The 26,192-nt window shown below is 63.5% G+C and carries 35 protein-coding genes; 17 read left to right on the top strand and 18 right to left on the bottom strand.

The genetic code is table 11. From position 1 onward, the window contains the following. Positions 1-66: 66 nt before the first annotated feature. Positions 67-474: a rhodanese-like domain-containing protein gene (locus tag F2982_RS14380; RefSeq protein WP_203428211.1), complete on the bottom strand. Its 408-nt coding sequence runs from the start codon at positions 472-474 to the stop codon at positions 67-69. 68 nt (positions 475-542) lie between these two features. Here F2982_RS14380 and ftrA point away from each other — a divergent pair, with 68 nt between their 5' ends. Continuing rightward, positions 543-1,535 (top strand): transcriptional regulator FtrA, encoded by a 993-nt coding sequence (gene ftrA, locus F2982_RS14385; RefSeq protein ID WP_203428212.1) that lies wholly within the window; start codon positions 543-545, stop codon positions 1,533-1,535. Here the strand turns inward: ftrA and F2982_RS14390 are convergent. The 6 genes from F2982_RS14390 to F2982_RS14415 form a co-directional block, all read right to left on the bottom strand. Next, a complete protein-coding gene (locus F2982_RS14390; protein ID WP_203428213.1) occupies positions 1,532-1,840 on the bottom strand; it encodes a HigA family addiction module antitoxin in 309 nt (102 codons plus the stop codon). The genes ftrA and F2982_RS14390 overlap by 4 nt on opposite strands. Before the next feature lie 129 nt (positions 1,841-1,969). Next, a complete protein-coding gene (locus tag F2982_RS31550) occupies positions 1,970-2,077 on the bottom strand; it encodes an SEC-C metal-binding domain-containing protein (RefSeq protein ID WP_348652517.1) in 108 nt (35 codons plus the stop codon). 210 nt (positions 2,078-2,287) lie between these two features. Next, positions 2,288-3,601, bottom strand: coding sequence for an NAD-dependent dihydropyrimidine dehydrogenase subunit PreA (gene preA / locus F2982_RS14400; protein ID WP_112711389.1), 1,314 nt, complete (start codon positions 3,599-3,601; stop codon positions 2,288-2,290). Positions 3,602-3,616: 15 nt separating this feature from the next. Beyond that, the gene (locus tag F2982_RS14405) at positions 3,617-4,978 is read right to left on the bottom strand and encodes an NAD(P)-dependent oxidoreductase (protein WP_203428214.1); all 1,362 of its coding nucleotides are present in this window, start codon (positions 4,976-4,978) and stop codon (positions 3,617-3,619) included. Positions 4,979-5,394: 416 nt separating this feature from the next. Beyond that, the gene (locus tag F2982_RS14410; RefSeq protein WP_246777445.1) at positions 5,395-6,399 is read right to left on the bottom strand and encodes a PAS domain-containing sensor histidine kinase; all 1,005 of its coding nucleotides are present in this window, start codon (positions 6,397-6,399) and stop codon (positions 5,395-5,397) included. Between the two features lie 185 nt (positions 6,400-6,584). Next, entirely contained in the window at positions 6,585-7,379 is a 795-nt protein-coding gene (locus F2982_RS14415; RefSeq protein ID WP_130283921.1) for a response regulator, read from the bottom strand. 263 nt (positions 7,380-7,642) lie between these two features. On the opposite strand from F2982_RS14415, the gene F2982_RS14420 reads away from it, so the two are divergent. Both F2982_RS14420 and F2982_RS14425 read left to right on the top strand, forming a co-directional pair. After that, on the top strand, positions 7,643-7,849 hold the full coding sequence (locus tag F2982_RS14420; protein WP_112711386.1) for a NepR family anti-sigma factor: 207 nt from the start codon (positions 7,643-7,645) through the stop codon (positions 7,847-7,849). A 9-nt stretch (positions 7,850-7,858) separates the two neighbouring features. Beyond that, a complete protein-coding gene (locus F2982_RS14425) occupies positions 7,859-8,413 on the top strand; it encodes an RNA polymerase sigma factor (protein ID WP_112711385.1) in 555 nt (184 codons plus the stop codon). A 232-nt stretch (positions 8,414-8,645) separates the two neighbouring features. Here the strand turns inward: F2982_RS14425 and F2982_RS14430 are convergent, their stop codons facing one another. The 7 genes from F2982_RS14430 to F2982_RS14460 all read right to left on the bottom strand — a co-directional run bounded on the left by F2982_RS14430 (position 8,646) and on the right by F2982_RS14460 (position 13,645). Then, the gene (locus F2982_RS14430; protein WP_112711384.1) at positions 8,646-9,044 is read right to left on the bottom strand and encodes a hypothetical protein; all 399 of its coding nucleotides are present in this window, start codon (positions 9,042-9,044) and stop codon (positions 8,646-8,648) included. A gap of 8 nt (positions 9,045-9,052) precedes the next feature. Beyond that, on the bottom strand, positions 9,053-9,403 hold the full coding sequence (locus tag F2982_RS14435) for a DUF883 family protein (RefSeq protein WP_112711383.1): 351 nt from the start codon (positions 9,401-9,403) through the stop codon (positions 9,053-9,055). Positions 9,404-9,549: 146 nt separating this feature from the next. Then, positions 9,550-10,335: a heme ABC transporter ATP-binding protein gene (locus F2982_RS14440; RefSeq protein WP_203428215.1), complete on the bottom strand. Its 786-nt coding sequence runs from the start codon at positions 10,333-10,335 to the stop codon at positions 9,550-9,552. Positions 10,336-10,345: 10 nt separating this feature from the next. Continuing rightward, positions 10,346-11,461, bottom strand: a complete 1,116-nt coding sequence (locus F2982_RS14445; RefSeq protein ID WP_203428216.1) for an iron ABC transporter permease — start codon at positions 11,459-11,461, stop codon at positions 10,346-10,348. Position 11,462: 1 nt separating this feature from the next. After that, entirely contained in the window at positions 11,463-12,395 is a 933-nt protein-coding gene (locus F2982_RS14450) for a hemin ABC transporter substrate-binding protein (RefSeq protein ID WP_203428217.1), read from the bottom strand. Between the two features lie 11 nt (positions 12,396-12,406). Next, positions 12,407-13,456 carry a ChuX/HutX family heme-like substrate-binding protein gene (locus F2982_RS14455; RefSeq protein WP_203428218.1) on the bottom strand — a complete coding sequence of 350 codons (1,050 nt, stop codon included), beginning with the start codon at positions 13,454-13,456 and terminating at the stop codon, positions 12,407-12,409. Positions 13,457-13,465: 9 nt separating this feature from the next. Further along, positions 13,466-13,645: a hemin uptake protein HemP gene (locus F2982_RS14460; RefSeq protein ID WP_112711378.1), complete on the bottom strand. Its 180-nt coding sequence runs from the start codon at positions 13,643-13,645 to the stop codon at positions 13,466-13,468. A 144-nt stretch (positions 13,646-13,789) separates the two neighbouring features. Between F2982_RS14460 and F2982_RS14465 the strand changes: the two genes are divergently transcribed. The 8 genes from F2982_RS14465 to F2982_RS14500 all read left to right on the top strand — a co-directional run bounded on the left by F2982_RS14465 (position 13,790) and on the right by F2982_RS14500 (position 19,359). Next, a complete protein-coding gene (locus F2982_RS14465; protein ID WP_112711377.1) occupies positions 13,790-14,242 on the top strand; it encodes a hypothetical protein in 453 nt (150 codons plus the stop codon). 59 nt (positions 14,243-14,301) lie between these two features. Next, positions 14,302-15,582 (top strand): energy transducer TonB, encoded by a 1,281-nt coding sequence (locus tag F2982_RS14470; protein WP_203428219.1) that lies wholly within the window; start codon positions 14,302-14,304, stop codon positions 15,580-15,582. Positions 15,583-15,694: 112 nt separating this feature from the next. Continuing rightward, on the top strand, positions 15,695-16,102 hold the full coding sequence (locus F2982_RS14475; RefSeq protein WP_112711375.1) for a DUF2325 domain-containing protein: 408 nt from the start codon (positions 15,695-15,697) through the stop codon (positions 16,100-16,102). Beyond that, entirely contained in the window at positions 16,099-16,365 is a 267-nt protein-coding gene (locus F2982_RS14480) for a hypothetical protein (protein WP_112711374.1), read from the top strand. The genes F2982_RS14475 and F2982_RS14480 overlap by 4 nt, the downstream gene beginning before the upstream one ends. A gap of 9 nt (positions 16,366-16,374) precedes the next feature. After that, a complete protein-coding gene (locus tag F2982_RS14485; RefSeq protein WP_203428220.1) occupies positions 16,375-16,689 on the top strand; it encodes an antibiotic biosynthesis monooxygenase in 315 nt (104 codons plus the stop codon). Positions 16,690-16,692: 3 nt separating this feature from the next. After that, entirely contained in the window at positions 16,693-17,052 is a 360-nt protein-coding gene (locus F2982_RS14490) for a VOC family protein (RefSeq protein WP_203428221.1), read from the top strand. A gap of 120 nt (positions 17,053-17,172) precedes the next feature. Next, a complete protein-coding gene (locus tag F2982_RS14495; protein ID WP_203428222.1) occupies positions 17,173-17,943 on the top strand; it encodes a sugar phosphate isomerase/epimerase in 771 nt (256 codons plus the stop codon). 486 nt (positions 17,944-18,429) lie between these two features. Beyond that, on the top strand, positions 18,430-19,359 hold the full coding sequence (locus F2982_RS14500) for an IS110 family transposase (RefSeq protein WP_203428144.1): 930 nt from the start codon (positions 18,430-18,432) through the stop codon (positions 19,357-19,359). Between the two features lie 81 nt (positions 19,360-19,440). Here the strand turns inward: F2982_RS14500 and F2982_RS14505 are convergent, their stop codons facing one another. From F2982_RS14505 to F2982_RS14515, 3 genes are read right to left on the bottom strand one after another with little or no spacing between them, the layout of a single operon-like run. Further along, on the bottom strand, positions 19,441-19,950 hold the full coding sequence (locus F2982_RS14505) for a GNAT family N-acetyltransferase (RefSeq protein WP_203428223.1): 510 nt from the start codon (positions 19,948-19,950) through the stop codon (positions 19,441-19,443). Further along, on the bottom strand, positions 19,947-20,321 hold the full coding sequence (locus F2982_RS14510) for a DUF423 domain-containing protein (protein ID WP_203428224.1): 375 nt from the start codon (positions 20,319-20,321) through the stop codon (positions 19,947-19,949). Before F2982_RS14510 ends, F2982_RS14505 begins: the two co-directional genes overlap by 4 nt. Before the next feature lie 5 nt (positions 20,322-20,326). After that, positions 20,327-20,716 (bottom strand): group II truncated hemoglobin, encoded by a 390-nt coding sequence (locus F2982_RS14515; RefSeq protein ID WP_203428225.1) that lies wholly within the window; start codon positions 20,714-20,716, stop codon positions 20,327-20,329. Between the two features lie 159 nt (positions 20,717-20,875). On the opposite strand from F2982_RS14515, the gene F2982_RS14520 reads away from it, so the two are divergent. The 6 genes from F2982_RS14520 (at position 20,876) to F2982_RS14545 (ending at position 25,757) form a co-directional block, all read left to right on the top strand. After that, positions 20,876-21,439, top strand: coding sequence for a TetR/AcrR family transcriptional regulator (locus F2982_RS14520; protein WP_112711463.1), 564 nt, complete (start codon positions 20,876-20,878; stop codon positions 21,437-21,439). A 17-nt stretch (positions 21,440-21,456) separates the two neighbouring features. Then, the gene (locus F2982_RS14525) at positions 21,457-21,798 is read left to right on the top strand and encodes an SMR family transporter (RefSeq protein ID WP_112711462.1); all 342 of its coding nucleotides are present in this window, start codon (positions 21,457-21,459) and stop codon (positions 21,796-21,798) included. A 197-nt stretch (positions 21,799-21,995) separates the two neighbouring features. Next, positions 21,996-22,781: a ThuA domain-containing protein gene (locus F2982_RS14530; protein WP_130283894.1), complete on the top strand. Its 786-nt coding sequence runs from the start codon at positions 21,996-21,998 to the stop codon at positions 22,779-22,781. Between the two features lie 9 nt (positions 22,782-22,790). After that, positions 22,791-23,834, top strand: a complete 1,044-nt coding sequence (locus F2982_RS14535) for a Gfo/Idh/MocA family oxidoreductase (protein ID WP_203428226.1) — start codon at positions 22,791-22,793, stop codon at positions 23,832-23,834. A gap of 92 nt (positions 23,835-23,926) precedes the next feature. Next, a complete protein-coding gene (locus tag F2982_RS14540) occupies positions 23,927-25,453 on the top strand; it encodes a winged helix-turn-helix domain-containing protein (RefSeq protein WP_203428227.1) in 1,527 nt (508 codons plus the stop codon). 97 nt (positions 25,454-25,550) lie between these two features. Continuing rightward, complete coding sequence (locus F2982_RS14545) at positions 25,551-25,757, top strand: hypothetical protein (protein ID WP_112711362.1); 207 nt, start codon at positions 25,551-25,553, stop codon at positions 25,755-25,757. On the opposite strand, the gene F2982_RS14550 is transcribed toward F2982_RS14545, so the two are convergent. Beyond that, on the bottom strand, positions 25,747-26,142 hold the full coding sequence (locus tag F2982_RS14550) for a DUF1236 domain-containing protein (protein WP_112711361.1): 396 nt from the start codon (positions 26,140-26,142) through the stop codon (positions 25,747-25,749). The genes F2982_RS14545 and F2982_RS14550 overlap by 11 nt on opposite strands. Positions 26,143-26,192 lie beyond the last annotated feature (50 nt).

Here is a 26,192-nt window from a genome sequence, read left to right on the forward strand (position 1 = left end):
GTAGTCAGCCCCGCGGGCCTTTTTCATTCGTCCTTGCCGCTCCCGCAAGCAGAGAACGGCTCGCCATCATGCCGCAGCGGCTTCGCTCTCGAAGCTGAAGCCTTCGTCGGCCCAGCCGGTCATGCCGCCGATCATCACCTTCACCTGCTTGCCGAGGCGGGCGAGGCGAAGGGCTGCCTTGTCGGTGCCGTTGCAATGCGGCCCGGCGCAATAGACCACGAAGAGCGTGTCGTCGGGCCATTCGGCCATGCGATGCGCGGTCATCTTGCCATGCGGCAGGTTGATGGCGCCGGGGAGATGCGAGGCTGCGAACATCGCGGGCGAGCGGACGTCGAGCAGCACGAAATCGGCCTTGCCCGCGGCAAGCGATGCGTTGACGTCCCAGCAGTCGGTCTCGAAGGCGAGCTTGCGGGCGTAATAGGCGGCGGTGGCTTCCGGGGTGGCGGCCGGGGTTTCGCTGACGAAGCTTGGCATGGGCGGTTCCTTTCGTTCGGGTTGCGGCCCGTTATCGCCGATGCTACGGCTTGGCGAAATTGGCCAGAATGACGATGAGCGTAAAGATCATGCCAAATCCTGCCGGACCGGAAGTCGCGGTGCTTGCCTATGACGGTCTCTGCACCTTCGAATTCGGTATCGCCTACGAAGTCTTCGGCCTGCCGCGACCCGAAATGGGCGAGGGATGGTACCGCTATTCGGTCTGCGGCATCGAGCCCGGGCCGCTGCGCGCCGCGGGCGGGCTGACGGTTGTCGCCGATCACGGGCTCGAGGTGCTGGAGAAGGCCGACCTGATCGTCGTGCCCGGCTGGCGGTCGATCGATGCGCCGGTGCCTGACGGTCTCACCGCTGCCCTTCGCGCTGCCCATCGGCGGGGCGCCCGCATCATGTCGCTCTGCTCGGGCGTCGCCGTGCTCGCCGCATCGGGCCTGCTTTCCGGCCGCCGGGCGACGACGCACTGGCGCTATGTCGGCGCGATTGCCGCACGTTATCCCGACATCGCCTTCGACGCCGGGGTTCTCTACATGGACGAGGGCAGCATCCTGACGGCGGCGGGCAGTGCCGCCGGTATCGATCTCTGCCTGCATGTGGTGCGCGGGGATTTCGGCGCTGAGGCCGCCAACAGCGTCGCCCGCCGCCTCGTCCTGCCGCCGCATCGCGAGGGCGGGCAGGCGCAGTTCATCCACGCGCCGGTGCCGCAGGCGCGCGAAGGCATCCGCTTGGGGCCGCTGATCGAATGGATGCGCGAGCGCCTCGACGAGGAGCAGCCGATCGGCCTGCTCGCCGACAAGGCGGGCATGAGCCAGCGCACCTTCCAGAGGCGTTTCGAGAAGACGACCGGCCTCAGCGTCGGCGAATGGCTGTTGAAGGAGCGGCTGCGCCATGCGCGGGAACTGCTGGAAAAGCAGGGTGCGGCATCGCTGGATGACATCGCTGCGGCGAGCGGATTCGGCACGGTCGCGACGATGCGGCACCATTTCCGCAAACGGCTGGGGACGAGCCCGGGGGCGTATCGGAAGACGTTTGCGGGAGTGGCTTAGAACCGAGTGCGGTAGGGCAGGACGTCGATATCCTTCTCGCGGCGCCGCGCCTGGGCGATATCGAAGCTGTTCTGCATCCGCATCAGCGTATCCATCGAGATGCCGAATGCCTTCTCGAACCGCAACGCCATCTCGGGCGAGAGCGATGCGCGTTCATTGAGCAACGCGGACAAGGCAGGCCGGGTGACGCCGAGCGCGCGCGCCGCATCGGTCACCGAGAGCTCCAGCTCCTCCAGAACTTCGTGCTTGAGAAAGTCCCCGGGATGCGCTGGGCTCTTCATGCGAATGCCAAGTGCTTCCGTCATTGGCCTCTCCTAGTGATAGTCTGATCCGTCCCGCGTAAGGTGTTGCTCAACGCGAGACGGCTTGGAAGAGCGAAACAAGTTCGCCACGTCACTCCCGCTCCCTAAAAGTAGTGGTCGCGGTGGATGCCGTCATAGTGGCCAGATTGCAGGCAACAGTTCTTGAAACCGTCTCCGCGAACCACAGGGACAGGGGTCGTTGCGGCCGAGCTTCTCGATCAGTTCGATATCGCCGTGGATGAACTGACGCCCAGTTTTGACGCAGGTTTCGGAGGGGTAGGATTTACGTCGCTTGGACGTGACCTCAAAAGCTGAGGCCGGTGAGGTGTTTGCGAGCCATGGCTGCCTCCTCTTGGTGGGACGCTGCGGTAGTGCAGCGGCACATCCTTAGCACCGATATGCCGGTAGGCAAAGCCGCGGCGCAAATTCCGCCGCGGCTTTGCGAATCTCTTACTCCGCGGCCTGTCTCGCCATCGGGTTGTTCGGATGGGTCGTCCAGTTGGCGTAGGTGCTTTCGACGACCTTGCCGGTGCGTTCGTCCAGCGCGCCTGCCGGCAGGCCTTCCATGGTGATGCAGTTCTCGACCGGGCAGACGTTGACGCAGAGGTTGCAGCCGACGCACTCGTCTTCCATGACTTCGAAGTGGCGGACGCCGTCGACGAAGTTGGTGATCGCCTGGTGCGAGGTGTCCTCGCAGGCGATGTGACAGCGGCCGCACTTGATGCAGGCGTCCTGGTCGATCTTGGCCTTGGCGATGTAGTTGAGGTTCAGGTACTGCCAGTCGGAGACATTCGGCACGGCGCGGCCGGTGATGTCGTCGAGGGTGCGGTGGCCCTTTTCGTCCATCCAGGCCGCGAGGCCGGAGATCATCTCGTCGACGATCTTGAAGCCGTAGGTCATCGCCGCGGTGCAGACCTGCACGTTGCCGGCGCCAAGCACCAGGAACTCGGCCGCATCGCGCCATGTCGTGACGCCGCCGATGCCGGAGATCGGCAGGCCCGACGTCTCAGGATCGCGGGCGATCTCGGCTACCATGTTGAGCGCGATCGGCTTGACGGCCGGGCCGCAATAGCCGCCGTGGCTGCCGCGCCCGTCGATCGACGGTTCCGGCGAGAAGGTGTCGAGATTGACCGAGGTAATCGAGTTGATCGTGTTGATCAGCGACACGGCGTCCGTGCCGCCTTGCTTGGCAGCGCGGGCAGGGCGGCGGATGTCGGTGATGTTGGGCGTCAGCTTGGTGATGACGGGCATGCGCGTGTACTGCTTGCACCAGCGCACGACCATCTCGATATATTCCGGCACCTGACCGACCGCAGCACCCATGCCGCGCTCGGACATGCCGTGCGGACAGCCGAAGTTCAGTTCGATGCCGTCGGCGCCGGTTTCTTCCACCAGCGGCAGGATCGCCTTCCAGCTCTCCTCCTCGCAGGGCACCATGATCGAGGCGATCAGGGCGCGGTCCGGCCAGTTCATCTTCACCTGCTTCATTTCCCGCAGGTTGGTCTGCAGGTCGCGGTCGGTGATCAGCTCGATATTGTTCAAACCGAGCAGGCGGCGGTCGGCGCCCCAGATCGCGCCATAGCGCGGGCCGTTGACATTGACGACGGGCGGGCCTTCCTCGCCGAGCGTCTTCCAGACCACGCCGCCCCAGCCCGCCTTGAAGGCGCGCTCGACGTTATAGGCCTTGTCGGTCGGCGGCGCGGAGGCGAGCCAGAACGGGTTCGGGGATTTGATGCCGACGAAATTATTGCGGAGATCAGCCATTGTTCATGCTCCCCTTCAGGCGACGGCGCCGGCCGGCTGCAACCCTGCAGCAAGCACGCGGTTGATGGATTCGGCGGCATCGCGGCCTTGCGCGACAGCCGAAACGGTGAGGTCGTCACCGCCGAGCACGCAGTCGCCGCCCGCCCAGACGCCCTCGATCGAGGTGCGGCCTTCGCCATCGATGGCGATGCGGCCGCCTTCGGTGCGCAGCGCGCCGAGGCCTGAGGCCTCGAAGGTCTGGCCGATCGCCTTGAAGATCTGGTCGGCGGCGATCACGCCGGTTTCGCCCGTCGTCACCAGCCGTCCTTCGGCAAGCGCGGTATATTCGACTTCGATACCGGCGACGGCGCCATTCTTGGCGACGATCGATTTCGGCGCCAGCCAGTGGCGGATGATGACGCCCTTGGAAGCCGCGAGATCCTGTTCGAACTCGGAGGCGTTCATGTGCTCCTTGCCGCGGCGGTAGCAGATCGTCACCTCCTCGGCGCCGAGCAGCTTGGCCTGCACGGCAGCGTCGATCGCCGTCATGCCGCCGCCGAGAACGACGACGCGGCGGCCGATCGCGACCGTGCCCTTGTCGCCGGATTGGCGCAGCTTGGCGATGAAATCGACGGCGTCCTCGACGCCGGGCAGGCTTTCGCCATCGACCTTCAGGGCGTTGACACCAGCAAGACCGATGCCGAGGAAGACGGCGTCATATTGCGCCTGGAGGTCCGACAGCGAGAAGTCGCGGCCGAGCAGCTGGCCGTTCTTCACCTCGATGCCGCCGATCGACAGGACGTAATCGACTTCCTTCTGGGCGAAGTCGTCGACCGACTTGTAGGTGGCGATACCATACTCGTTGAGGCCGCCGGATTTCGGCTTGGCGTCGTAGATCACGACGTCATGGCCCTTGACCGCCAGGCGGTGGGCGGCGGCGAGCCCGGCAGGACCGGCGCCGATGACGGCGATCTTCTTACCCGAGGAAGCGGCGCGGCTATAGAACTGCTTGCCTGCGTTCATCGCGGCGTCGGTCGCATAGCGCTGCAGACGGCCGATCTCCACGGGCTTTTCCTCTGCCGTGTTGCGCACGCAGGCCTGTTCGCAGAGCTCTTCGGTGGGACAGACGCGGGCGCACATGCCGCCCAGGATATTCTGGTCGAAGATCGTCTTGGCTGAACCGATCGGATTGCCGGTCGAGATCTGGCGGATGAACAGCGGAATGTCGATGGAGGTGGGACAGGCCGTCATGCACGGCGCGTCGTAGCAGAAATAACAGCGGTCGGAAGCGACCAGCGCCTCATGTTTGTCGAGGCGCGGATGCAGATCGGAAAAGTTGTCGTCATACTCGGCGGGCGAAAGCCGGCCAGCATGAATCCCAGTTTCCAGTCGTTCCATTGAAGTTCCCTCATTATTGGTAAACGGCTAGTGAGGGAAAGCGTAACTCAGGTCTAAAAATTTATCAAACGGTAAAATTTTGAGTGCTTATAGAGGTTATGCCACTGATTTTACATACCTATTCTCATCGGGATTTTGGCTGCGGCATCAGGGATTTCGCGGGGGTTTCACAGGCTCGACAAAAAAGATTCACAAAAGTCCACTTTTTTTCCGGACGGGTGGAACCAAAGGTTAACGCGCCCGTTATTGGGGTATCCTGATGATGATCGCATCGACCCAACATGCGCGCCCCCAACCCATCATCCGGATCTACTCACGGTCCCCTCCCGGTGAGTGAAAACAGCCAGTGCGCCGCCCTCGCACTGGCTGTTTTATTTTGTCCACACCAGTGCCGTCTTGGGGAGTAGAGCGCCCGGTCAGGCGCGCTTCAGGATTTCGAATTCGGTCTCGGGGATCAGCAATGTATATTCGATGCGGCCGGGTGTCAGCTTGAGCACTGCCTTGCCGTTCATCGATGAGGGCACGACGCGCTCGAGCACGGTCTTGCCGAAGCTGTTTTCGCTGAATTCGTGAACTTCCGTCCTGTTCGGCAGGGCCTCCGCCCAGGTCACTTCGATTGCCTTCCTGCCGTTGAGTTCAGCTTCGCGGCAGTTGAGCGTGATCGAGGCCGCACCGCCGGCAATGGCGCCGAAGGAGGCGGAGTTGACGATCAGTTCGTGCAGCGCCAGGCCGAGATGGACGGCGGCATTGGGTGTCATATGGGCGTTGATGCCGAAGATCGGCATGGTGCCGGCGGTCTCCGGCCAGTAGGGGGCGAACTGCTTTTCGGCGAGCTCGAAGAGATAGGCGCCGCGCCAGCTGGAATCGGTGATCAGGTCCTGCGAATTGGAGAGCGACTGCAGGCGGCCGCGGAATTTCACCAGGAAACCATCGAGCGACAGCGTGTTGCGCGCCGTCTGCGTGGCAATGCCCTGGATGATGGCGAGCAGGTTTTTCGAGCGGTGCGAGAGTTCGCGCAGCAGCGACTTCAGCACCTTTTCGCGGTGACGGGTCTCGGTGACTTCGGAGAGGACCGAGAGAATGCCGTAAGTGCCGCCTTCGGCGACGCGCTGGACCTTGAGCTCGTAGCTGCGCATCTCGCCGTCGACATTGACCTCGACTTCGGCCGTCGTCGGCGCGCCGCCTTCGAGAACCTTAAGCTTCAGGGCGTGGAGATATTCGCCGTAAGCCAGGCCGAAGAGGTCGGCATCGGTCGCGCCGGGTCTGAAGAGATGCTGGAAATGAGCGGGCAGGTTCTCGGCGTAAGCGATTGCGAGCTGGGAGTCCTGAAAGAGAATCGAAATTCCGGCACTGCGAAGCGCCCGTTCCATCATCACGGCTTTGCCATCCATATGGGAGGCATTGCCGATTAATGGTTTCATCGTAGTCACCAAGCCGCCTTTCCTTATCCGTCTGGTGCAGCTGGAAAGAGGTTGCCAATTCAGCCGGTCCGTCCGCCGGTCAGTTTATGACCAAGCGTTGCAGAAACAGTTAAAGCTCCCGAAGCGCGCCAGTCAGGCTGGAACGCTTCGGCTTTTGCTTTGTTCCGTTATCCGGAAAACCCTTTTCAGGCGGCAACCTTGGTCGATTCATTGAAGAACAGCGCCTGGCTGATCAATGCCTTGACCATGTCGGGATTGAAGGGCTTCGTAACAAGGAACGTCGGTTCCGGACGTTCGCCGGTCAGCAGACGTTCGGGGAAGGCGGTGATGAAGATCACCGGTACGCTTGAGGTCTTCAGAATGTCGTTGACCGCATCGATGCCCGAGCTGCCATCGGCAAGCTGGATGTCGGCAAGAACCATGCTCGGCTTGGTCTTGTTGTAGAGCGCGACGGCTTCCGTGTGGGTGCGGGCGATGCCAGTGACCTTGTGGCCAAGGCTTTCGACCATCTGCTCGATATCCATGGCGATCAGCGGTTCGTCTTCGATGATCATGATGTCGGTCGCGACCTGGCGGGAGATTTCCTGCGAGGCGGTGTCGAGCAGGCTCATGACTTCCTTTTCCTCGACATCGAGGATCAGGGCGATTTCGCCGACGCGGAAGTTCTCGACGGATGCGAGGATGAAGGCCTGGCGTGCCGCCGGCGAAACCTTGGCGAGGTTCACTGTCGCGCGCTGTTCCCATGCATAAGGCGAGGCCGGCTCGGGAATCTGGACTGCGGTGGAACCAAAAAGTTCGGTGAACAGTTTGTAGAGTGCGACGCGGTCGTTAGCGGTATCCGGGAAAATGGATATGTCGGCGATGATCGCTTCAAGCACTGCGGCAACATATGCATCGCCAGATGTCTGAGTGCCGGTGAGAGCGCGGGAATAGCGACGCAGATAAGGAAGGTGCGGCGCAATTCGAGTTGAAAGTGTCATTAATAACTCCCGTCTATAGGCCGGTAACTGGCTCTAATGGGTCAGAAACGTGAGACTATTAAAAAAGTTCCGGACAGTGCGGAACTTTTTTCAGGCGCCCGCATTATCCTTGCCGACGAATAAGGGCATGCCGGTTTGAAGAATGTCATCTGCAGCGTTGCGGCATCAACTGTCCCCGGGACGGTCGGTGCTTTCCGTGTCTGCACCAAGACCTCGGGCGGCCCCTCACAACAGAGAGACAACAGACGAGAAGTGACGAGTTAATGACAACACAGCAGAACGAAGAGAGAGATCAACAACGGCTGGATGTGCGGGCGGGCGACATACTCGATCCCAACAACCAGATCGGCGTCAAATTGCGGTCGCTTTACGCTGCCGTCCAGGACGAAGCGATCCCGGACCGTTTTCTCGATCTGCTCGAAAAGCTCGACCAGGCCGAGATGATGGCTTCGGCCAAGATGGCGGAATAAGGTGAGCCTATGGAACAAGCGCAACCAAGCTTCAAGCGCGAACTCCTGGCAGCTCTGCCGAGCCTTCGCGCATTCGCAATCTCGCTGATCGGCCGCCACGACCGCGCGGACGATCTCGTGCAAGACACCATCATGAAGGCATGGGCCAAGCAGGACCATTTCGAGATGGGAACCAACATGAAGGCCTGGCTCTTCACCATCCTGCGCAACGAGCTTTACAGCCAGATGCGCAAGAGCGGCCGCGAAATCCAGGACAGCGACGGCCTGTTCACGGAATCCATGGCGATGCACCCGTCGCAATACGGCGCGCTCGACCTGCAGGATTTCAAGAAGGCTCTCGAGCAGCTGCCGCCGGATCAGCGTGAAGCGATCATCCTGGTCGGTGCATCGGGCTTCTCCTACGAAGAGGCCGCCGAAATCTGCGAATGCGCCGTCGGCACGATCAAGAGCCGCGTCAACCGCGCCCGCCAGCGCCTGCAGGAACTGCTGCAGATCTCCGGCGAGGCCGATTTCGGCCCGGACGCGACATCCGCACCGCTGACATCGAAGGCATTCGCCTTCTAAACCAAGGGATACTTGGGAGGAAAAAGCCGGCTGCCCCTCGTGGGCGCCGGCTTTTTTGTTTGTGGGGGAGTTTTCTGGGGGCGGTGGGCGAGGCCCCCTCATCCGGCTGCCGCCACCTTCTCCCCGAGGGGAGAAGGGACAATGCCGCGCCGCCTCGATCCCTTCTCCCCGGGGGAGAAGGCGGCCCGCTAGGGCCGGATGAGGGGGCTCCGGGCGCTGACGGTCAGCTATATTAGTCCCGCTTGGAGCCAACCAGGGTGGAGGCAACCAGTGCAGCCAGTACGCCCGCGGTCAACAGCGGCTGCGAGCGAAGAAGGCCGATGCCGGCCGCTGCTGCGGATTCAAGCGCCAGCCGGCGCTCTTCAACGCGGCGCTTCTCCTGCGCATTGAGGATCGCCATGACGATAAGCGCGATGACGGCAATGAGCACTGCGCAGGCGGCGAGGAAGAGGGCGGCGCCGACCGGGCCGTAGATGCCCGCAAGCCAGATGGCACCCGCGGTCACCGCCAGCGCATAGGCGGTCAGCAGGAAAAGCGCGGCGATCGCAATGAAAATACCGTTGCGCTTGGTTCGCGCAACGGTACGGTGAACGCTGTTTCCCACCAGCATGCTGAGGATCGGGAAGAGCATCGAGCCTCCTAGCGGCGGGCGAGGAGGGCGAGCACGAGGCCGAAGGCGGCGGCCGCGCCGATCGTGGCGACCGGATGCTTGCGCACGGTGTCGCGGACTTCGCTGGCGCCGCGCAGATAGCCATCCTGCAGGTCGCGCAGCAGATCTTCGCTGCGGCCGACGAGCTCGTCGTAACCGGCAGATGCCTGATAGCGGATCTTGTCCGACTGGCGGCGGGAATTCTTGGCGGCGATCTTGGTCAGCGCCTCGATCTCGTCGCGCAGATGCTCGATCTGGTCTTCGATCGTGCTTTCGATGCTGTGGAGCGTGCCGTTGCCCTTGCGGGAGCCGCGAACGGACTGGAGGATGGATGAAGCCATGATTTTTCTCCATGCTTTTGGGCGAACGGAAGCGCCGCCTGTTTAAACGCAGGTCAAGACCATTGCTGTTGGGAGAGTGCCCCGGCCATGACCCAAATCATCGACACGGAGAACGCGAATGGCGCGGAAAGGTTCCCTGCAGGAGCTCAGAGAGCGCTATGCGCCAGCACGAACGGCGTGCCATCAGCCGGCACCTGGTTGATGCGCAGCGCGCAGCCGAAGACGGAGCGCATGTTGTCGTCCGTCAGCACGTCTCGGACGCTGCCGGCCGCCGCCAGCCGCCCGGATTTCATCAGCACGATCTGATCGGCAAAGAGGGCCGTCAGGTTGAGATCGTGCATGACGGCGATGACGCCGCCGCCGGCTTCGCAGAACTGGCGCGCAAGCCGCATGATCGTCAGCTGGTGGCTGATGTCGAGGCTGGAGACCGGCTCGTCGAGCAGCAGCCAGCAGGGCTTGCCGTGCGCGACCGGCTCGGCGATCTGGCAGAGGACGCGGGCGAGCTGAACGCGCTGCTGCTCGCCGCCCGAGAGTTCCTGATAGTAGCGGCCCTCGAAACCGTGCAGATCGACGGCGCCAAGGGCGCGGGCCGCAGTTTCCTCGGCTTTTTCGGGATGAAGATTGACGCCCGTGGTCAGGCCCATGCGGACGATTTCGCGGACGGTGAAGGGGAAGGAGATGGCGCTTGCCTGCGGAAGGACCCCGCGGATGGCGGCGAGCTTCCAGGGCGCCATGTCGCGCACTTCGGCGCCGTTGATCTTCACCGACCCCCTGGCGGCAAGCTCGCCGGAGACGGCTTTCATCGTCGTCGTCTTGCCGGAGCCGTTGGGACCAGCGATTGCCGTCAGCTCGCCGGCACGGGCCGTGAAGCTGACGCCGTGGACGATGGTCTTGCCCGACAGATCGACGGAAACATTGGAAAGCTCGATCATGGATGCGTTCTCAGAGGGCAAGCCGCGAGCGCTGGCGCAGCAGGATCCACAGGAAGAAGGGACCGCCGACAGCCGCGGTGATGATGCCGATCGGCAGTTCGGCCGGGGCAACGATGGTGCGCGCCAAGACGTCGGCAAAGATCAGCAGCGAACCGCCGAGCAGGGCGGAAGCGGGTAGCAGGTAGCGGTGATCCGGACCGATCACCATCCTCAGCACATGCGGCACGACGATGCCGACGAAGCCGATGCCGCCGCTGACGGCAACCGAGGCGCCGGTGGCTGCCGCGACGGTGACGATGGCGATATTCTTCAGCCGCTGAACCGGTACGCCCATGTGGAAGGCGGCGGCCTCGCCAAGGGTGATGGCGTTCAGGCCGCGGGCCATGAAGGGGAGGACGACGAAGGAGAGGAGGATGATCGGCGCTGCCGCCGCGATCTTCATCCAGGTGGCGCCCGAGAGCGAGCCCATGCCCCAGAAGGTGAGATCGCGCAGCTGCTGGTCGTTCGCCATATAGGTCAGAAGGCCGGTCAGGGCGCCCGTGAGAGCGCCGAGCGCGATGCCTGCGAGCAGCATGGTGCCGATCGAGGTCTGGCCGTTGCTGGTGGCGACCCTGTAGAGCAGCAGCGTGGTGGCGAGACCGCCGCCGAAGGCTGCGAGCGGCAGGGCATAGATGCCGAGCAGATTGAACAGCGGCATGGCGATGCCGCCGCCGAGCACGATCATGACGACGGCACCGAAACCGGCCCCCGAGGAGACGCCGACGAGACCGGGATCGGCGAGCGGATTGCGGAACAGGCCCTGCATCACCGCGCCGGAGACGGCGAGCGAGCCGCCGACCAGGAAGCCGAGAATGGCACGCGGCATGCGGATATCGAAGATGATGATCCGGTCGCGCATGGTCAGCGCATCGGCCTGGCCGCCGAGATTGGCGATGACATCGAACATCGATGCGTCGGACGCGCCTGTGGTGACGGAAAACAGCAGCGAGAAGACCGAGCCGACGACGAGCAGGGCGATGACCAGGACCGCAAGGCGGGCGCGATCGCCCGCCTGTTGCCGCTCGCGCAGCGCCGTGATCGAGAAGAGGGAGCGTCTTTCACCCGCCATCGCATCCTGCATTGCCATGTCAGCCGCCGTAGATCGCGGCGTTCAGTTCGCGCACCGCGCTTGCCGTGCGCGGGCCGAAGCCGAGAAGGTGCAGGCCGTCCATGCGGATGACCGCCTTGTTCTGGGCGGCGCGCGTCAGTGCGATTGCTGGCTGCTTGAAGAGATCGTCATTGGCTGCCGCATGGCCGCCTTCGCGGTCCATCATCAGGATCACGTCGGGCTTCGCCTCGATGATCGCCTCGTCGGTCAGCGGCTTGTAGCCCGGGAAGGTGCCGACGGCGTTGACGGCACCTGCAAGGCTGATGATCCCGTCGGCGGCCGTGCCGGTGCCCGACGCCATGATCTTTCCGCCCTGGGCGCTGAGGATGAAGAGCACGCGCTTACGCTCACCTTCCGGGCGCTTCTCGGCATCGGCAATCGCCGCGTCGAGATCGGCGCCGACCTTGGCTTCCAGCGCCTTGGCCTTCTCCTCGACGCCGAGCAGGGTGCCGACGCGATCGATCTTCTTCAGGATGCCTTCGCGGTCATAGGTGTTCGGCACGGTTTCGAAGGGAACGCTGGCGTTCTTCAGAACGGTCAGCGCTTCTGGTGGGCCGGCGCCCTCGACGGCGATGATCGCCGACGGGTTGACGGCGAGAATGCCTTCTGGCGAGAGCGCCCGCATGTAGCCGACGTCGGGCAGCTTCATTGCCGCTTCGGGATACATGCTGGTCGAGTCGCGGGCGATGATGCGGCCTTCCTCGCCGAGCGCATAGATGATCTCGGTGACGTCGCCGCCGACGGAGACGACGCGCGAGGTGTCGAGCTTCTTCGGCTCGGCGGCATGGGCGGAGCGGACGAAGGAATAGCCGGGCGTGGCGACCGGCGACGGGATGAGCGGCAGTGCCATGACGGCCGCCGTCAGCGCCAGTTCCCAGAGGCGGATGCGGCGCAGGCTGGAGGGCATCTTCATCACCATGCTCCTTATGCGGCGACGCTTGCGGCGCGCGGCAGGTTCTCGATGATCTCGCGCCAGTCGCTGCGCTCGTCGGTGCCTTCCTTCCGCTTGCCGAAGAACTGGATGATCATCTCGCCCTTGGCATCATAGGCTTCGAGCGAGGTGACATGGCCGTCCTTGGTCGGCTTGCGCACGGCCCAGGCCTCGGCAATGTGGTCCTGGCGCAGATGCAGGTGGAAGGTCGGGTCCATGATGTTGATCCACGGACCCATCGGCTGGACGTTGAAGATCGGGCCGGAATGGATCTGGACGATGCCGTTATTGGCGACGAAGCACATGATCGGCAGGCCGGATTTGACCGAGGCGTGCAGCAGGTCCGCCGTCGCCGAGGGATCGAGCTTCCAGGCGTAGTCGTCGCCGACGGTGCGCACGGCCGCCTGACGGCCGATCTTCAGCTTGCGCAGCATGCCGAAGAATTCGTGGGTGTCGGTGAGCTTGCTCCAGTTGTCGCGCAGTTCGTCGCGGCTGACATCGCCGGTTTCATCGGTGCCGAAGCTTGCTTCCTGCTCGACGAATTCTTGCGACTGGTCCTCGAGCTTCAGCTCGGCGACGATGGCGTGATAGGCCTCGACATTGGACGACGGACGCAGGTGGACCTTATGGACCGCATTGCCGGTCTTGTCGAAATACTGGAGGCTGAGGCGCTCGGTATCGCCATCCTTCTTGGTGACCGCGAAGGCATGCGCCCAGCGGCTCGGGAAGACGCGCAGGTCGATATTCTCGCCGAGAACGATGGCGTTGTGCTGGCCGGTGGTGATGTTCTCGTAGAAGCCGATCTTCTCGTGCACGGCGCTTTCGTTGCGCGACAGAGCCATGACTTCGCCGAGGCTGGCGACGCGCTCCAAAAGCTTGTTGGCGCTGGCATCGATGCGGGTGGCGGAAATGCCGACTTCGGCGGCAACGAGGGCAGCCTCGGAGATCTTCAGCTGAGCAGCGATATCGCGCTCGCGCATCTTCGGATTCTCGGCGCGAAACGCACGAATTTCGGCCGGTGCCGGTCTGGTGTTCTCGGTCATGTTCTACCCTTACTTATTGAGAATGAGCTTGCCCTGACGGGTAATTTTCATGCGATAGACCACGCCCTCATGCCGGATCATGATCTCGTTCGCGCCGCGGAAGATGTCTCCGCTTTCGATCGTGCGCACTTCCGCCGCGTCTTTGACGAACGGCGCATGCTTAAAGGTGTCAGGCTTTTCAACCATCATTTCGGTTGGCAATTTCCGCTTGTGCCGCGGCTTGTTTTCCCGCGGCTCCGATACATTTATCTTGACTTTCATAGTCAGCATTTTTTAAAGACGCAATAGAAGAGTTATCAACTCAAGTTTTCGAAATCGCATGGAGAAGTGATGATGGCGGCACGCAGTTTTGCAGCGCTCGTGGCAGGCGGATTGATCGCGGCGGGAAGCGTTTTTCCGGCTTACGCGCAGGACGCCGCTGCTGCTGCTCCGGCCGCTCCCGCCAATGCTCTCGAGGTCGAGCTGAATGCGCTGGCGCCCTCGCAGAAGGGCTGCATGATGACCTTCGTGGCGCTGAACAAGCTGGCGGCCCCGGTCAACAAGATCTCCTTCGAGCTCGCCTTCTTCAACGACAAGAATGCCGTCGACAAGATTACCGTTCTCGACTTCCGCGATCTGCCGCAGGGCAAGAAGCGCGTGCGCCAGTTCGACATGCCGAACGTCAAGTGCGAGGCCGTCACCCGCATCCTGATCAACGACACGCCGGTCTGCGATGGCCCGGCTGCCGGCGAATGCATGAAGGGTCTGGTGACCCGGTCGCAGATTTCGGTTCCCTTCGAAGGGTAATGAATGCGCCGGGGATGAACCCGGCGAGGCTTCAGTTTCCAACTGGCCGGGGCAGGCACATGGTAGTTTCAGCGAAATCCCAGTCACGGCAGGTGTTCTTTGCCGATCAGGAAGAGGGCGGGTCGAACGACAACCTGCCCGGCCTGCATCCCGGCCATGAAATGCCGGAGCTGCGCAACGCACCGCGCCAGCCCGCCGCCGAAGCCGTCGTCCACTATGCCCGCTTCGCCCAGATCGGCTCCTTCCCCGAGCATGCCAAGGGACCGAAAGCCGATGCCGCCGATGCGCCGGCAATGGATACGTCTGCGATCGAGAAGCAGGATGCGGCGGTCAAGCCCGTCAAGCGCAATGTCGTTGCGGCCTGCCTGACCTCATTTGCATTTCATGCGATCGTCTTCACCGCGCTAGCCATTGGTTTCGTTGTGACGCCGCATCAGCCGGAGGAAGAGGCTGGCGAGGCCGTCAGCGTCATCATTCTCGGCGATTCCGAAGCCGACCAGGCCTCGGCTGGTGATCCCGACCTGCAGGTCGAGCCGCAGCCCGAGGAAGTGGTGGCGGAAAGCGTGCAGCCGGAGACGGTTCAGCCAACGGAAGTGCAGCCGACTGAGGTGCAGCCCACGGAAACGGTGGAGGCCCAGCCGGTACAGCCGACACAGGAGGTAACCCGCGTTTCGCCGGAGACGGTGACTGCTGCCGAGCCCGAAGTGCTGACCTCCAACGTTCCGGCCGAAACATCCGTCGTCCAGCCGATGGCGACCGAAGTGCCGGAAGAGGTGAAGCCCGTGGAGCGGACGGAGGTGGCGCAAGCTGTGCCGGAGGCTATCCAGCCCGAGGAAGCGCCGACCCCGACGCCGAAGCCCAAGGCGGTGCCGCCGGTGGAGAAGCCGAAGGCCGAGAAGAAAGAGCCGCCGAAGAAGGTGGTGAAAAAGGTTGCCGGTTCGCAGGGCGAGAACAAGCAGGACTCGCGCCGCGGTGCCAATGACGGACAGGAAACGGCCAATTCCGACCAGAATTCGCGTTCGGCCGGTAGCTCCGGCGGGGCAGGCAGCGCTGCCGTCGCCAACTATCCGGGCAAGGTGCAGTCGCGCATCCGCCGCGCCGTGAGGGTGCCGTCGGAATACAAGCGCATGAGCGCCTCGATGAATGTTCGCGTAAGGTTGACGATCGGCGGCGACGGCTCGCTGACCGGCCTTTCGGTTGCCCGCAGCTCCGGTATTCCCGAGCTCGATCAGGCGGTTGTCTCTGGCGTTCAGCGGGCGTCTCCGTTCCCGCCGCTGCCGTCCGAATGGGGCAAGCCGAGCTGGACCTTTACCCAGGAAGTCCAGGTCACCGGCCGCTGAAATAAATATGATCAAAAGAGTCAACTTTATACTTTACTCTAAAAATCAAGTTTAATAAGGTCCCGCTTGCACACTGGAATCGTGTGACGATCAACGAGCGAACGGGTGGTAAATGGCTCGGAAGGCGAAGAAGGGATCCAACCGGGAAATCCGCGTCAGCGCGGATGCGGCAGCCGAGGCGCAGCCGTCGGGACGGTCCAAATTGGATGGCCGCAGTTTTCTCTATGTCGGCGGCCGGGATTGCCAGGTGGCACATCTTCGCGAGATCGCCAGCAGCTTCGGCGCCGAGCTCATCCATCATGATGGCGGCTTGCGCGAAGCGGTTTCCCGCATCGATACCGTTCTTCCCTCCGTCGACTGCGTGTTCTGCCCGATCGACTGTATCAGCCATGACGCCTGCGTGCGCGTGAAGACCGGCTGCAAGAAATTCGGCAAGGCCTTCATTCCGCTGCGCAGCGGCAGCAAGTCCAGCCTCGAGCGGGCCTTGAACACGATGAACGAACGAGACAATTCCCGATGAAAGACCAGCGCCCAGAGGGCTTTATGATGATCGGCTTGCACAAGCTCGCCGCACAGAATGGCGACGGCCTTGTGCCCGAGCTCTACGACCTGCTGATGAAAAATGCCGAGCGCGAGGCGCAGGCGGATAACGTCACCGAATTTCCCTATTGGGAGACGAGGATGCCGGGTGTCGAGCCGGAAAAGCCGCTCGGCCGCGAGGCTGCAAACGGCAACAACATCGTTGCCTTCGCCGCGCCGGTGCGCAAAAGCCGGAAGCGCTGAGGAGCCCGCATGTATATCGCAATGAACCGCTTCAAGGTTTCCACCGGCTCGGAAACCGAGTTCGAGGACGTCTGGCGCAACCGCGATTCCAGCCTGTCGCAGGTGCCCGGTTTCGTCGAGTTCCGGCTGCTGCGCGGCAAGGCGAACGCGGAGGATGGCTATACGCTGTTTTCCTCGCATACGCTGTGGAAAAGCGAGGAGGACTTCCTCAACTGGACGAAGTCCGAGAATTTTCGCGCTGCCCATCGCAATGCCGGCGACCGCAAGGCGATGTACAAAGGGCCGCCGGTCTTCGAGGGTTTCAACGTGGTCGAGGGCATCTGAGCGATGGAAGATCCGCAGCGCGTCGAAGTCATCCCGATCCTGCCGTCTCTTGATATAGCGGAGACACTTGCCTTCTACCGCGATGAGCTGGGCTTTGCCGCGACCTACGAGACGGCGGATTATCTGATCGTCCGCCGCCAGGAGATGGAACTGCATTTCCGGCTGACGGACGACCGCTCGCTTTGCGAACGCAGCTCCGTCTATATCCGCGGCGGACGGATCGGCGCGCTGCATCGGGAATATTCCGGCAAGGGCGTACCGCGCCTCAGCGCGCTTGAACTGCGCCCCTGGAACATGGAAGAGTTCTTCATCCACGATCCGCATGGCAACCTGCTGCGCTTCGCGCGCATTCCGGACCGCTGAGTTCTGCCGACGACTGGAGTCCCACTGCGACCCCCGGGGTCTTTCTGCGACCCCTGGCCGCAATGAGCGGCGTCGAGGACGCGCTATGGTTTGGCCCGTCGCCCGTGCTATCGTCATGATATGACGAAGCCTGTTCTATCCCTGCAACTTTTCTCGCTGCGCGAACTCGGATCGCTCGACGCCCAGCTTTCCGCTGCCGCAAAGGCCGGTTTCCAGTCCGTCGAGCCGCTCGGACATCAGTTGCAGGATGCAGCGGCGCTGAGCGAAGCGCTTGTGCGCCACGGCCTGACCTCTCCCACCGCTCATATCGGCCTCGAATTTCTGCAGAGCGAGCCGGCCCAGGTTGCCGATGCCTGCCGCGCCTGCGGCATCAGGGAACTCTTCGTGCCGCAATCGGCCACCTTCCTGCCGCCGGAGACGACGGGCGGCTGGCAGCGCCTCGGCGCCGAACTCGGCCGTCTCGCGGAGCGCTATGCGGCAGACGGTATTTCGATCGGCTATCACAACAAGATGGCGGGTTTCTCGCTGCTGCCGACGGCGCGCTACGGCTTCGAGGTGATGTTCGAGGCAGCACGCGGCACGCCGCTCGTCTGGCAGGCCGATATCGCCTGGATTTCGCGGGCCGGCGTCAACCCGGCCGACTGGCTGCACCGCTATGCCAAGGTTCTCGTCTCCGCCCATGTGAAGGATCGCGCGCCCGAAGGCGCCAATGCCGACGAGGACGGCTGGGCCGACGTCGGCGCCGGCACGCTGATGTGGCCATCGCTCTGGCGGCTGGCGCTGGCAAACGGGGCGCGGACGCTGGTGGTCGAGCACGACAGCCCGAAGCGGCCGTTTGAATTTGCGCAGACGAGTTTTGCCTATCTCAGCCGGTTTATGGCGCATTCGTGAAGGGGTGGGGTGCGGCCCAGAACTCCATCATCCCTGTAACGAGCACAGGGATGATGGAGGAGAGGTGGGGCGGTCTTCGTTCAAACTGCTAAGGTGGGTGGGTTGGGGGCTCTCTGCCTTCAGAGCCAACAGCCCCTCATCCGGCTGCCGCCACCTTCTCCCCGAGGGGAGAAGGGATGTGTGGCGGCCGCCCGGCTCGACCGTCTTGCTCTGGAGGTGAGATGGGAGGGGTAGCGCGTTTTGCGGCGTTGACCGTGCTGGCGAAGGCGCGGAAGCCCAGCCCCAATCGCCATCGTCCCCTTGTAACTTCCCAAACGCCGGCTTTGAGGCTTTGATGGCTTCAGCGGTGGCGAGCGAGAGACCGAGGCCCTCTGGGACACCAAGCCCGCGGGAGAGCACGGGTCCTCGCCCGCCGTTCCATTGAACCCGAACAGTCGCCAGGGCCGCTTGCGAAAGCAAAGCCCGATTAGGCAAGGATGGGATCAGATGGATAGGATCATCGGTATCGACGTTTCGAAGGAGCGGCTCGACGTTGCCGTCTGGCCGCAGGGCGAGGCTTTTGCTGTCGGCAACGACGACGATGGCATCCGCGAACTGACCAGCCGCCTGAAGGCGATCGGCGCCGATGCAATCGCGCTCGAAGCGACTGGCGGTTTCGAGACCCTGGCAACAGCAGGCTTGTCTGCGGCGGGATTGACGGTGCTTGTCGTCAACCCTACTCAAGTGCGTGCCTACGCGCAGGCGATCGGCCGCCGGGCCAAGACCGATCCGATCGATGCGGCCGTCATTGCCGCCTTCGTTGCGGCGACCAAGCCCGCTATCCGGCCGCTACGTGATGCTGAGACGCAAGCTCTGTCGGCTCTCGTCAGCCGCAGGCAGCAGATCGTGCAGATGATCGTGGCGGAAGAGAACCGGGCGCGCATGGTGCGCGACAGGCAGGCGCAGAAGAGTATCCAGCGCCTGCTCGCCGCACTCAGGCGCGAGCTTGCCAGCATCGACGCCGATATGGACGGCCATATCCGCAAGTCGCCTGTCTGGCGGGTGCGCGAAGCGCTGCTGACATCGGTGCCGGGCGTCGGGCCGGCAACCGCGCGCACGCTGCTGGCCGAGATGCCAGAGCTCGGCAGTCTCGACCGTCGCCAGATCGCGTCGCTGGCAGGCCTTGCGCCCTGGACGCGGCAATCGGGCAAGTGGAAGGGCAAGAGCTTCATCGGCGGCGGCAGGGGCAAGGTGCGTGCGGTGCTGTTCATGGCGGCTCTGGTCGCCAGCCGCTACAATCCCGCCCTCAGAACCTTCCGCGATCGCCTCGTCGCACAAGGCAAGCCGAAGATCGTCGCTATCGTCGCAACCATGCGAAAGCTCCTCACCATCCTCAACGCCATCATCAGGGACAACAAACCATGGCAAGACGCTTGACGCAGAAGACAGTCGCTCTCCCCAACGGGGAGAGGGCTAGGGTGAGGGGGCTCCGGGCTCGAGACTATCCGCCCGCCACCCTCAAAGCCTCAACACCATCCCCACACGCCGCCCGGCATCCATGCCGTTGGCGATCTCACCCTCCAGGATCGCCCGCAAACTTACCGGCATATCAGCCGGTTCCTCAAACCCCATCGACCGGTAGAACCGATAATTGAACACGACAAAGCGGTCCGTCGTCAGCATCGCCGCCGACAGCCCGCGTGCCCGCGCAATATCGATCGCTGCCAGCATCAGCGACCGGCCGATGCCGTTGCCGTGGAGGTGCCTGATCACGTCGACCTCGGCGATATAGAGCATGCCGTCGATCTCCTCTGCTGCAAGGAAGCCAACCGCCACGTCATCGCCGTCCGCTGCAACGAGCAGCAGGTCATCCGCCAGATAAGCGCCGAGCTGATCCAGCGAGAGCGGATGCGGTTCGCCCGGGAAGGGGACGCCGGCGTCGATCAGCGCGCCTGCGGCGTCCATCTCGATGGCGCGCAGCGTTTCGAGCTCGCCCTCGCGGGCCGGGCGGATCGTCGTGGCGGTCATCGGGCCGGGCGGCGCAGGAAGCCGCCGATGGCGATCGCGAGCCAGCCGAGCATCATCGCCCAGCCGCCTGTTGGCGCCGCATAGGGGAAAAGGCCGTGTCCGGCGAAACGCAGCGAGACGAGGTCGCCGGAAAAGAGCGCGGTGCCGATGATCATCAGCAAACCGGCCAGCAAGGCGGTTTTCAGTTTCTCGCCTGCGAGCGCCAGGCCGAGCAGGGCGGGCGCGTGGGCGAGGCACATGGCGGAGGCCGAGGCGGCGAGGCTGGCGTCGCCGCCACCGTGGGCGGCGACGGCGGCAAGGCCGACGCCGGCGACGCCGAAGAGACCGGCGAACAGGAAGAAGAGGGGCGCGATGCGGTGATTGTCGAGCATGCGCTCTATTCCTTGTTCTGCATGTGGAAAGCGAGCCGTTCGATCGGCGGCCAGATGATCTCGCGGAGCTTCGGATTGGCGATCGTCTCATCCATCGCCTGGCGGAAGCAGAGCAGCCATTCGTCGCGCTCGACCGGGCCGATCTCCGCGACGAAATGCCGGCTGCGCAGGCGCGGATGGCCGCGCTTGTCGGTATAGAGCGGCGGCCCGCCGAGATAGCCGGTCAGATATTCGTAGAATTTCTCTTCGCTGCCCGTGAGGCTCGGCGGGTGAACGGCCCGCACATGCCTTGCCTCCGGCAGCGTATCCATCAGCTCGTAGAAGCGGTGCGACAGCGCCTTTACCGTGTCGTCGCCACCGATCGCCTGATAGAGCGTGATTGCCTCTTCAGCCACTGAACCATCCCTTTATACCCCGCATCTGTCATGCAACGGACAGGCGGCGAGCGCAACCTGGCGACTCCAAGGCGCGGCAATTCGTCCAAATGCCCGCAGCTGCAGGCGCTTCTCCCGATTTCGATTGACAAAACCGTCCAGCCGGTATTTTTAGTGATCATGGCACTCGCACATCACCGCAAGAAACAACCCGAACTCGTTCGCCGGCAGCTGCTGGATGTCGCCGCGCGTCTGGCGACGGAGAATGGCATGGCGTCGGTGACGCTCGATGCGGTCTCCGGCGCGTCCGGCGTCAGCAAGGGCGGGCTGCTGCATCACTTCCCGACGAAGAATGCGCTGCTCGATGCGCTGTTCGAGAGCCTGCTCGAGCGTTTCGATGCCGATATCGAAGAGCGGATGCGGGTCGATCCGGTCTCGCATGGCCGCTTCACCCGCGCCTACCTGCTGGCTGTCGCCGATATCCAGGACGACCGTGAGGACTCGCGCCATTGGGCGCAGGTGACGATCGCCATGCTCGCCGAGCCGCGGCTTCGCCAGCGCTGGCGCGAATGGGTGCAGGCGCGGGCCGATGAATATGTCGGCACCGACTCCTCCGTCGATGCGCAGATCGTCCGCTTTGCGGCGGATGGGCTCTGGCTTTCGGATACGACGGAGAGCCATGATCTCGGCCCTGCCGAGCGCCGGGCGCTGATTGCGCGCCTCGGCGAACTGACCAAGCGATAATTCCAGGATTGAAGACCATGAACCCGGCTGCCGTCTATGCGCTGCTTTTCCTCGCGATCGTGCTCGAAGTCATCGGCACGACGGCGCTGCAGATGTCGCAGCAGTTCACGCGGCTGCTGCCGGCCGCCGTGGTCGTCGTCTGCTATGCAGCGGCCTTCTATGTGCTGTCGCTGACGTTGAAATCGATCCCCGTCGGCATCGCCTATGCGATTTGGAGCGCTTTGGGAATCGTGCTGATTTCGGCCGTCGGGCTCATCTGTTTCAAGCAGCGCCTCGACCTTCCGGCGATGATCGGCCTTGGCCTCATCATCACCGGCGTGCTCGTCGTCAATCTGTTCTCGAAATCCGTTTCGCACTGATTTCATTAGGGTTTGTGCGTATTCCTGCGCCGCATCGCCGCGCGGAATTTTCCCCTTTGTCAAATTGCGGCCAAAGGTCTATGTCTTCTTGTGACTTGGAGGAGGCACGGCGCAGTTTTGAGCATTTTCCCAAAGCGCTTTGAATTCTTCTCGGCCTGCCAGTTTTGACAACCCCGAAAGCCTAGAGGAGCACCAGCATGGCCATTCGTACCGTCGTCTGGGGAGAGAATATTCACGAGAATACCAACGAGATCGTCAGGGGGATCTACCCGGAGGGCATGCACACGACGATTGCCAAGGCGCTGAACAGCGACCCCGGCATCAATGCGACGACTGCAACGCTGCAGGAAGCCGAGCATGGCCTGCCGCAATCGCGCCTCGACGAGACCGACGTGCTGCTCTGGTGGGGCCACAAGGATCACGGGGCCGTTTCCGACGAGATCGTCGAGCGCGTTGCCAAGCGCGTCTGGGAAGGCATGGGCCTGATCGTGCTGCATTCCGGCCATTTCTCGAAGATCTTCAAGCGGCTGATGGGCACGCCCTGCGCGCTGAAATGGCGTGAGGCGGGCGAGCGCGAGCGGCTCTGGGTCATCAATCCGCGCCATCCGATCGCTGCCGGTCTCGACGAGAATTTCGTGCTCGAGAACGAAGAGATGTATGGCGAGCAGTTCTCGGTCCCCGAGCCGCTGGAAACGGTGTTCATCTCCTGGTTCCAGGGTGGCGAAGTGTTCCGCTCGGGCATGACCTGGCGCCGCGGCGCCGGCAACATCTTCTATTTCCGCCCGGGCCACGAAACCTACCCGACCTATCACGATGCCAACGTCAAGAAGGTGCTTATCAACGGCGTTAAATGGGCCCATAACCCGGCCGGCGCGTTGACTGCGATCCATGATGCTCCAAATGTGCCGGTTGAGAAGGCACTGGAGCCGATCGAAGAACGCGGCCCAAGATTGCACCAGGCCGGCGAAGCCGGTTACCGCTGAGGAGCATCCATGCGACTACTCGTTCTCGGAACGGGCGTGATGGCGAAGAACCAGCTCGACCACTTCACCCGCATTGACGGCGTGGAAGTGGTCGGCGCTGTCGATACCGACACCGTCCGCGTTGCGGCCTTTGCCGACAAGTTCAACATCGAAAAGCGTTTCCTGACCCTCGACGAGGCGATCGCCTGGGGCGAATTCGACGCGGCGACCAATGTCACGCCTGACAGGATCCACCACCCGACGACCATGGCGCTGATTGCGGCGGGCAAGCACGTCTTCTGCGAAAAGCCGCTGGCGGAGAATTATCCGAAGGCGCTGGAGATGACGGAAGCTGCTGAGGCGGCCGGCGTCATCAACATGGTGAACCTCACCTATCGCAATGTCGCGCCGCTGCAGCGCGCCCGCGAAATGGTGCTGTCGGGCGAGCTCGGCACGATCAAGCATGTGGAAGCCTCCTATCTGCAGAGCTGGCTCGTGTCGCGCGCCTGGGGCGACTGGCGCACGGAATCGACCTGGCTCTGGCGCCTGTCGACCGGCCACGGCTCGAATGGCGTGCTCGGCGATGTCGGCATCCATATTCTCGACTTCGCGGCCTATGGCGCGGCGACCGATATCGACCATGTCTTTGCCCGCCTGAAGACCTTCAACAAGGCGCCGGGCGGCCAGATCGGCGAATATATGCTGGATGCCAATGACAGCTTCACCATGTCGGTCGATTTCGCCAATGGTGCGCTCGGCGTCGTCCATGCCAGCCGCTGGGCGACCGGGCATCTGAACGAGCTGAAACTGCGCATCTATGGCGAGCGCGGCAGCCTGGAGGTGAACCACAATCCCAACGGTTCGTCGCTGCGCGGCTGCCTTGGAGACGATGTGGAGACGGCGACCTGGAGCGATATCGAGGTTCCCGCCGTGCCGACCAACTACCAGCGCTTCGCGGAAGCGGTGATGACAGGCGTTCAGCCCGATCCGAACTTCCGCCATGCCGCCAACCTGCAGAAGGTGATTGACCTCTCGGTCGTTACCGAGCGGGAGCGGCGCGAGCTGAAGGTGTGATCTTCGGGGGCCGCAGCCCTGCTGCTGCGGCCCCTGCATCCCCCCGGCTGAATCCGTTTCTCCCGCCACCCGGTTCCGCGCTATTGTGGCGCATGGGCAAGCCGGTTGTCTCCTTCGGTCCATTCCGCATCGATGTCGCGACGGGTGATCTGGCGCGGGAGGGCAAGCCCATGGCGATCGGCCGGAAGAGCGCTCTCCTGCTGGCGGCACTTGCGGCGGAGGAGGGCAAGGCCGTCTCCAAGGCCGCGCTGATGGAATGCGGCTGGCCGGGTCTCGCCGTCGAAGAGGGCAATCTGACGGTGCAGATCGCGGCGCTGCGCAAGGCGCTCGGCAAGCGGGGCGATGGCAGCGAGTGGATCGTCACCATCCCGCGGCTCGGCTACCGGCTGGCGCTGGAAAGTGCCGTTGCCGCCGATGATCCGCATCCGCCCGCCGTTGCCGTCCTGCCTTTCGTCAATCTCGGCGCCGGCGCCGAGCAGGATTATTTCGCCGATGGCCTGGCGGCCGAGATCATCACGGCGCTGGCGCGGTTCCGCTCCTTCTCGGTCGTGTCGCGCAGTTCTTCCTTTGCCTATAAGGGTCGGACCGTCGATATCCGCCAGGCGGCGTCTGAGCTTGGCGTCCGCTATCTGCTCGAAGGCAGCGTCAGGCGCGACGGCGAGCGTATCCGCCTCGATGTCCAGCTCATCGATGGCGTCACGGCGGGGCATCTCTGGGCCGAGCGCTTCGAGGATGTCATCGGCCATATCTTCGGTTTCCAGGATCTGATCACCGAGCGCGTCGCCTCCACCGTCGAGCCGTCGATCGAGATTGCCGAGATGCAGCGCTCCCGCCGCGAGCGGCCGCAGAGCGTCGCCGTCTACGATCTTTATCTGAGGGCACTTGCCGCCCTTCATGACGAGTCGATGGAGGGCAATGCGGCCGCCCATACGCTGTTGCAGCAGGCGCTGACGATCGAGCCGGACAATGCGATGCTTCTTTCCCACGCTGCCTGGGTGCTGGAACATCGGCACGCGATGGGCTGGGCGCCCTTTATCACAGATGATGCGGCCGAGAGCGTCGAGCTGGCGCGCCGCGCTCTGCAGCATTGCGCCGGCGATCCCCGGGTGATGACCCATTGCGGCATGGCGCTGCTGCAGGCGGGGCGGGATTACGAGGGTGGCGTCGCCGTGCTGGAGGCGGCTTTCGCCGCCAATCCCAATGACTTGATGGTCGCTGCCGCCTCGGGCATCGCCCTGCTTCATTGCGGCGATATCGGCATTGGCGTCGAGCGTCTGCAGCGCGCCGTGGCCCTCGGCCCGCGCGATGCCGATGCCCGCTTCTCGCTGACGGGGCTTGCCATGGCGGCGCTGTTTAAGCGGGATTTCGAGGCAGCGATCTCCTGGGCGACGCGATCCCTGGCGCTGAATGCTCATTTCGATGCCACCTATTGGATGCTGATCTCAGCCCATGCCCATCGCGGCGAGCTCGGCGAGGCGCAGCGCCATCTCGAAAGCCTGCGCCGGATCGCGCCCGGCGTCTCGCTCGCCAGTATCCGGGCGGGGCAGCCTGCGAAGGACCCGAGCCGGTTCGCCATCGTGCTGGAAGGCCTGGCGCTTGCCGGGCTGCTGGCGGAATAGCCGGGTTTCTTGTATCTTTTAGGAAGTTTTCACACGCGGTTTAAGGACCCGCGCGCCGCGCTGCCGCAGGATGATCTCACCATCAGGGGAGGTTTCCATGCTCTCGGCACTCAGCATCGTCTCGCTCGATCAGGGCAAGCTCTATGGCGATCGCATCCCGGTAGACGATCTGCCGGTGCTACCCGCGCCGCCGCGTCTTTCGCTTCTTCGCCGCCTCGCTTTTCGCCTGCATCTCCGCAAACGAAAAGACCCCGCCGAGGCGGGGTCTGGAGCGTTGCCTGCAGCCGGGATCGTTACTGGATGACCTGCACGACGCGGTGCGTCTGCGGCTCGACGATCACACGCTGGTTGTTGACCACCGTGTAGGCATATTTCGGGTTTTCCGGCACCGGCATGACCTGCACTTCGGCCGGAAGCGGCTTGCCGACGACGATCGGCTGCTGGACGACCACGGCCTGCGGCGGGGCGGGCTGGGCCTCGACATAGGTGACGACCTCGCGCGGCGGCGGATCGATCACGGCACCGGCAACGGCGCCGGCGACACCACCCACGGCAGCGCCCACCGGGCCGCCGACAATTGCACCCGTCACGGCGCCACCGGCAGCGCCGGTCACAGCACCATCAGCCAGCGCATTCGTGGCCAGGGACGACAGCGCCAGCGCGCTGGACACAAGTAGGATCTTGTACATTTTCGTTTCTCCTTAGCTCGGTTTGCGGGGAGAAAACGATGCACGCTATC

This window comes from Rhizobium sp. BG4 (genome assembly GCF_016864575.1).
GTDB lineage: Bacteria > Pseudomonadota > Alphaproteobacteria > Rhizobiales > Rhizobiaceae > Rhizobium.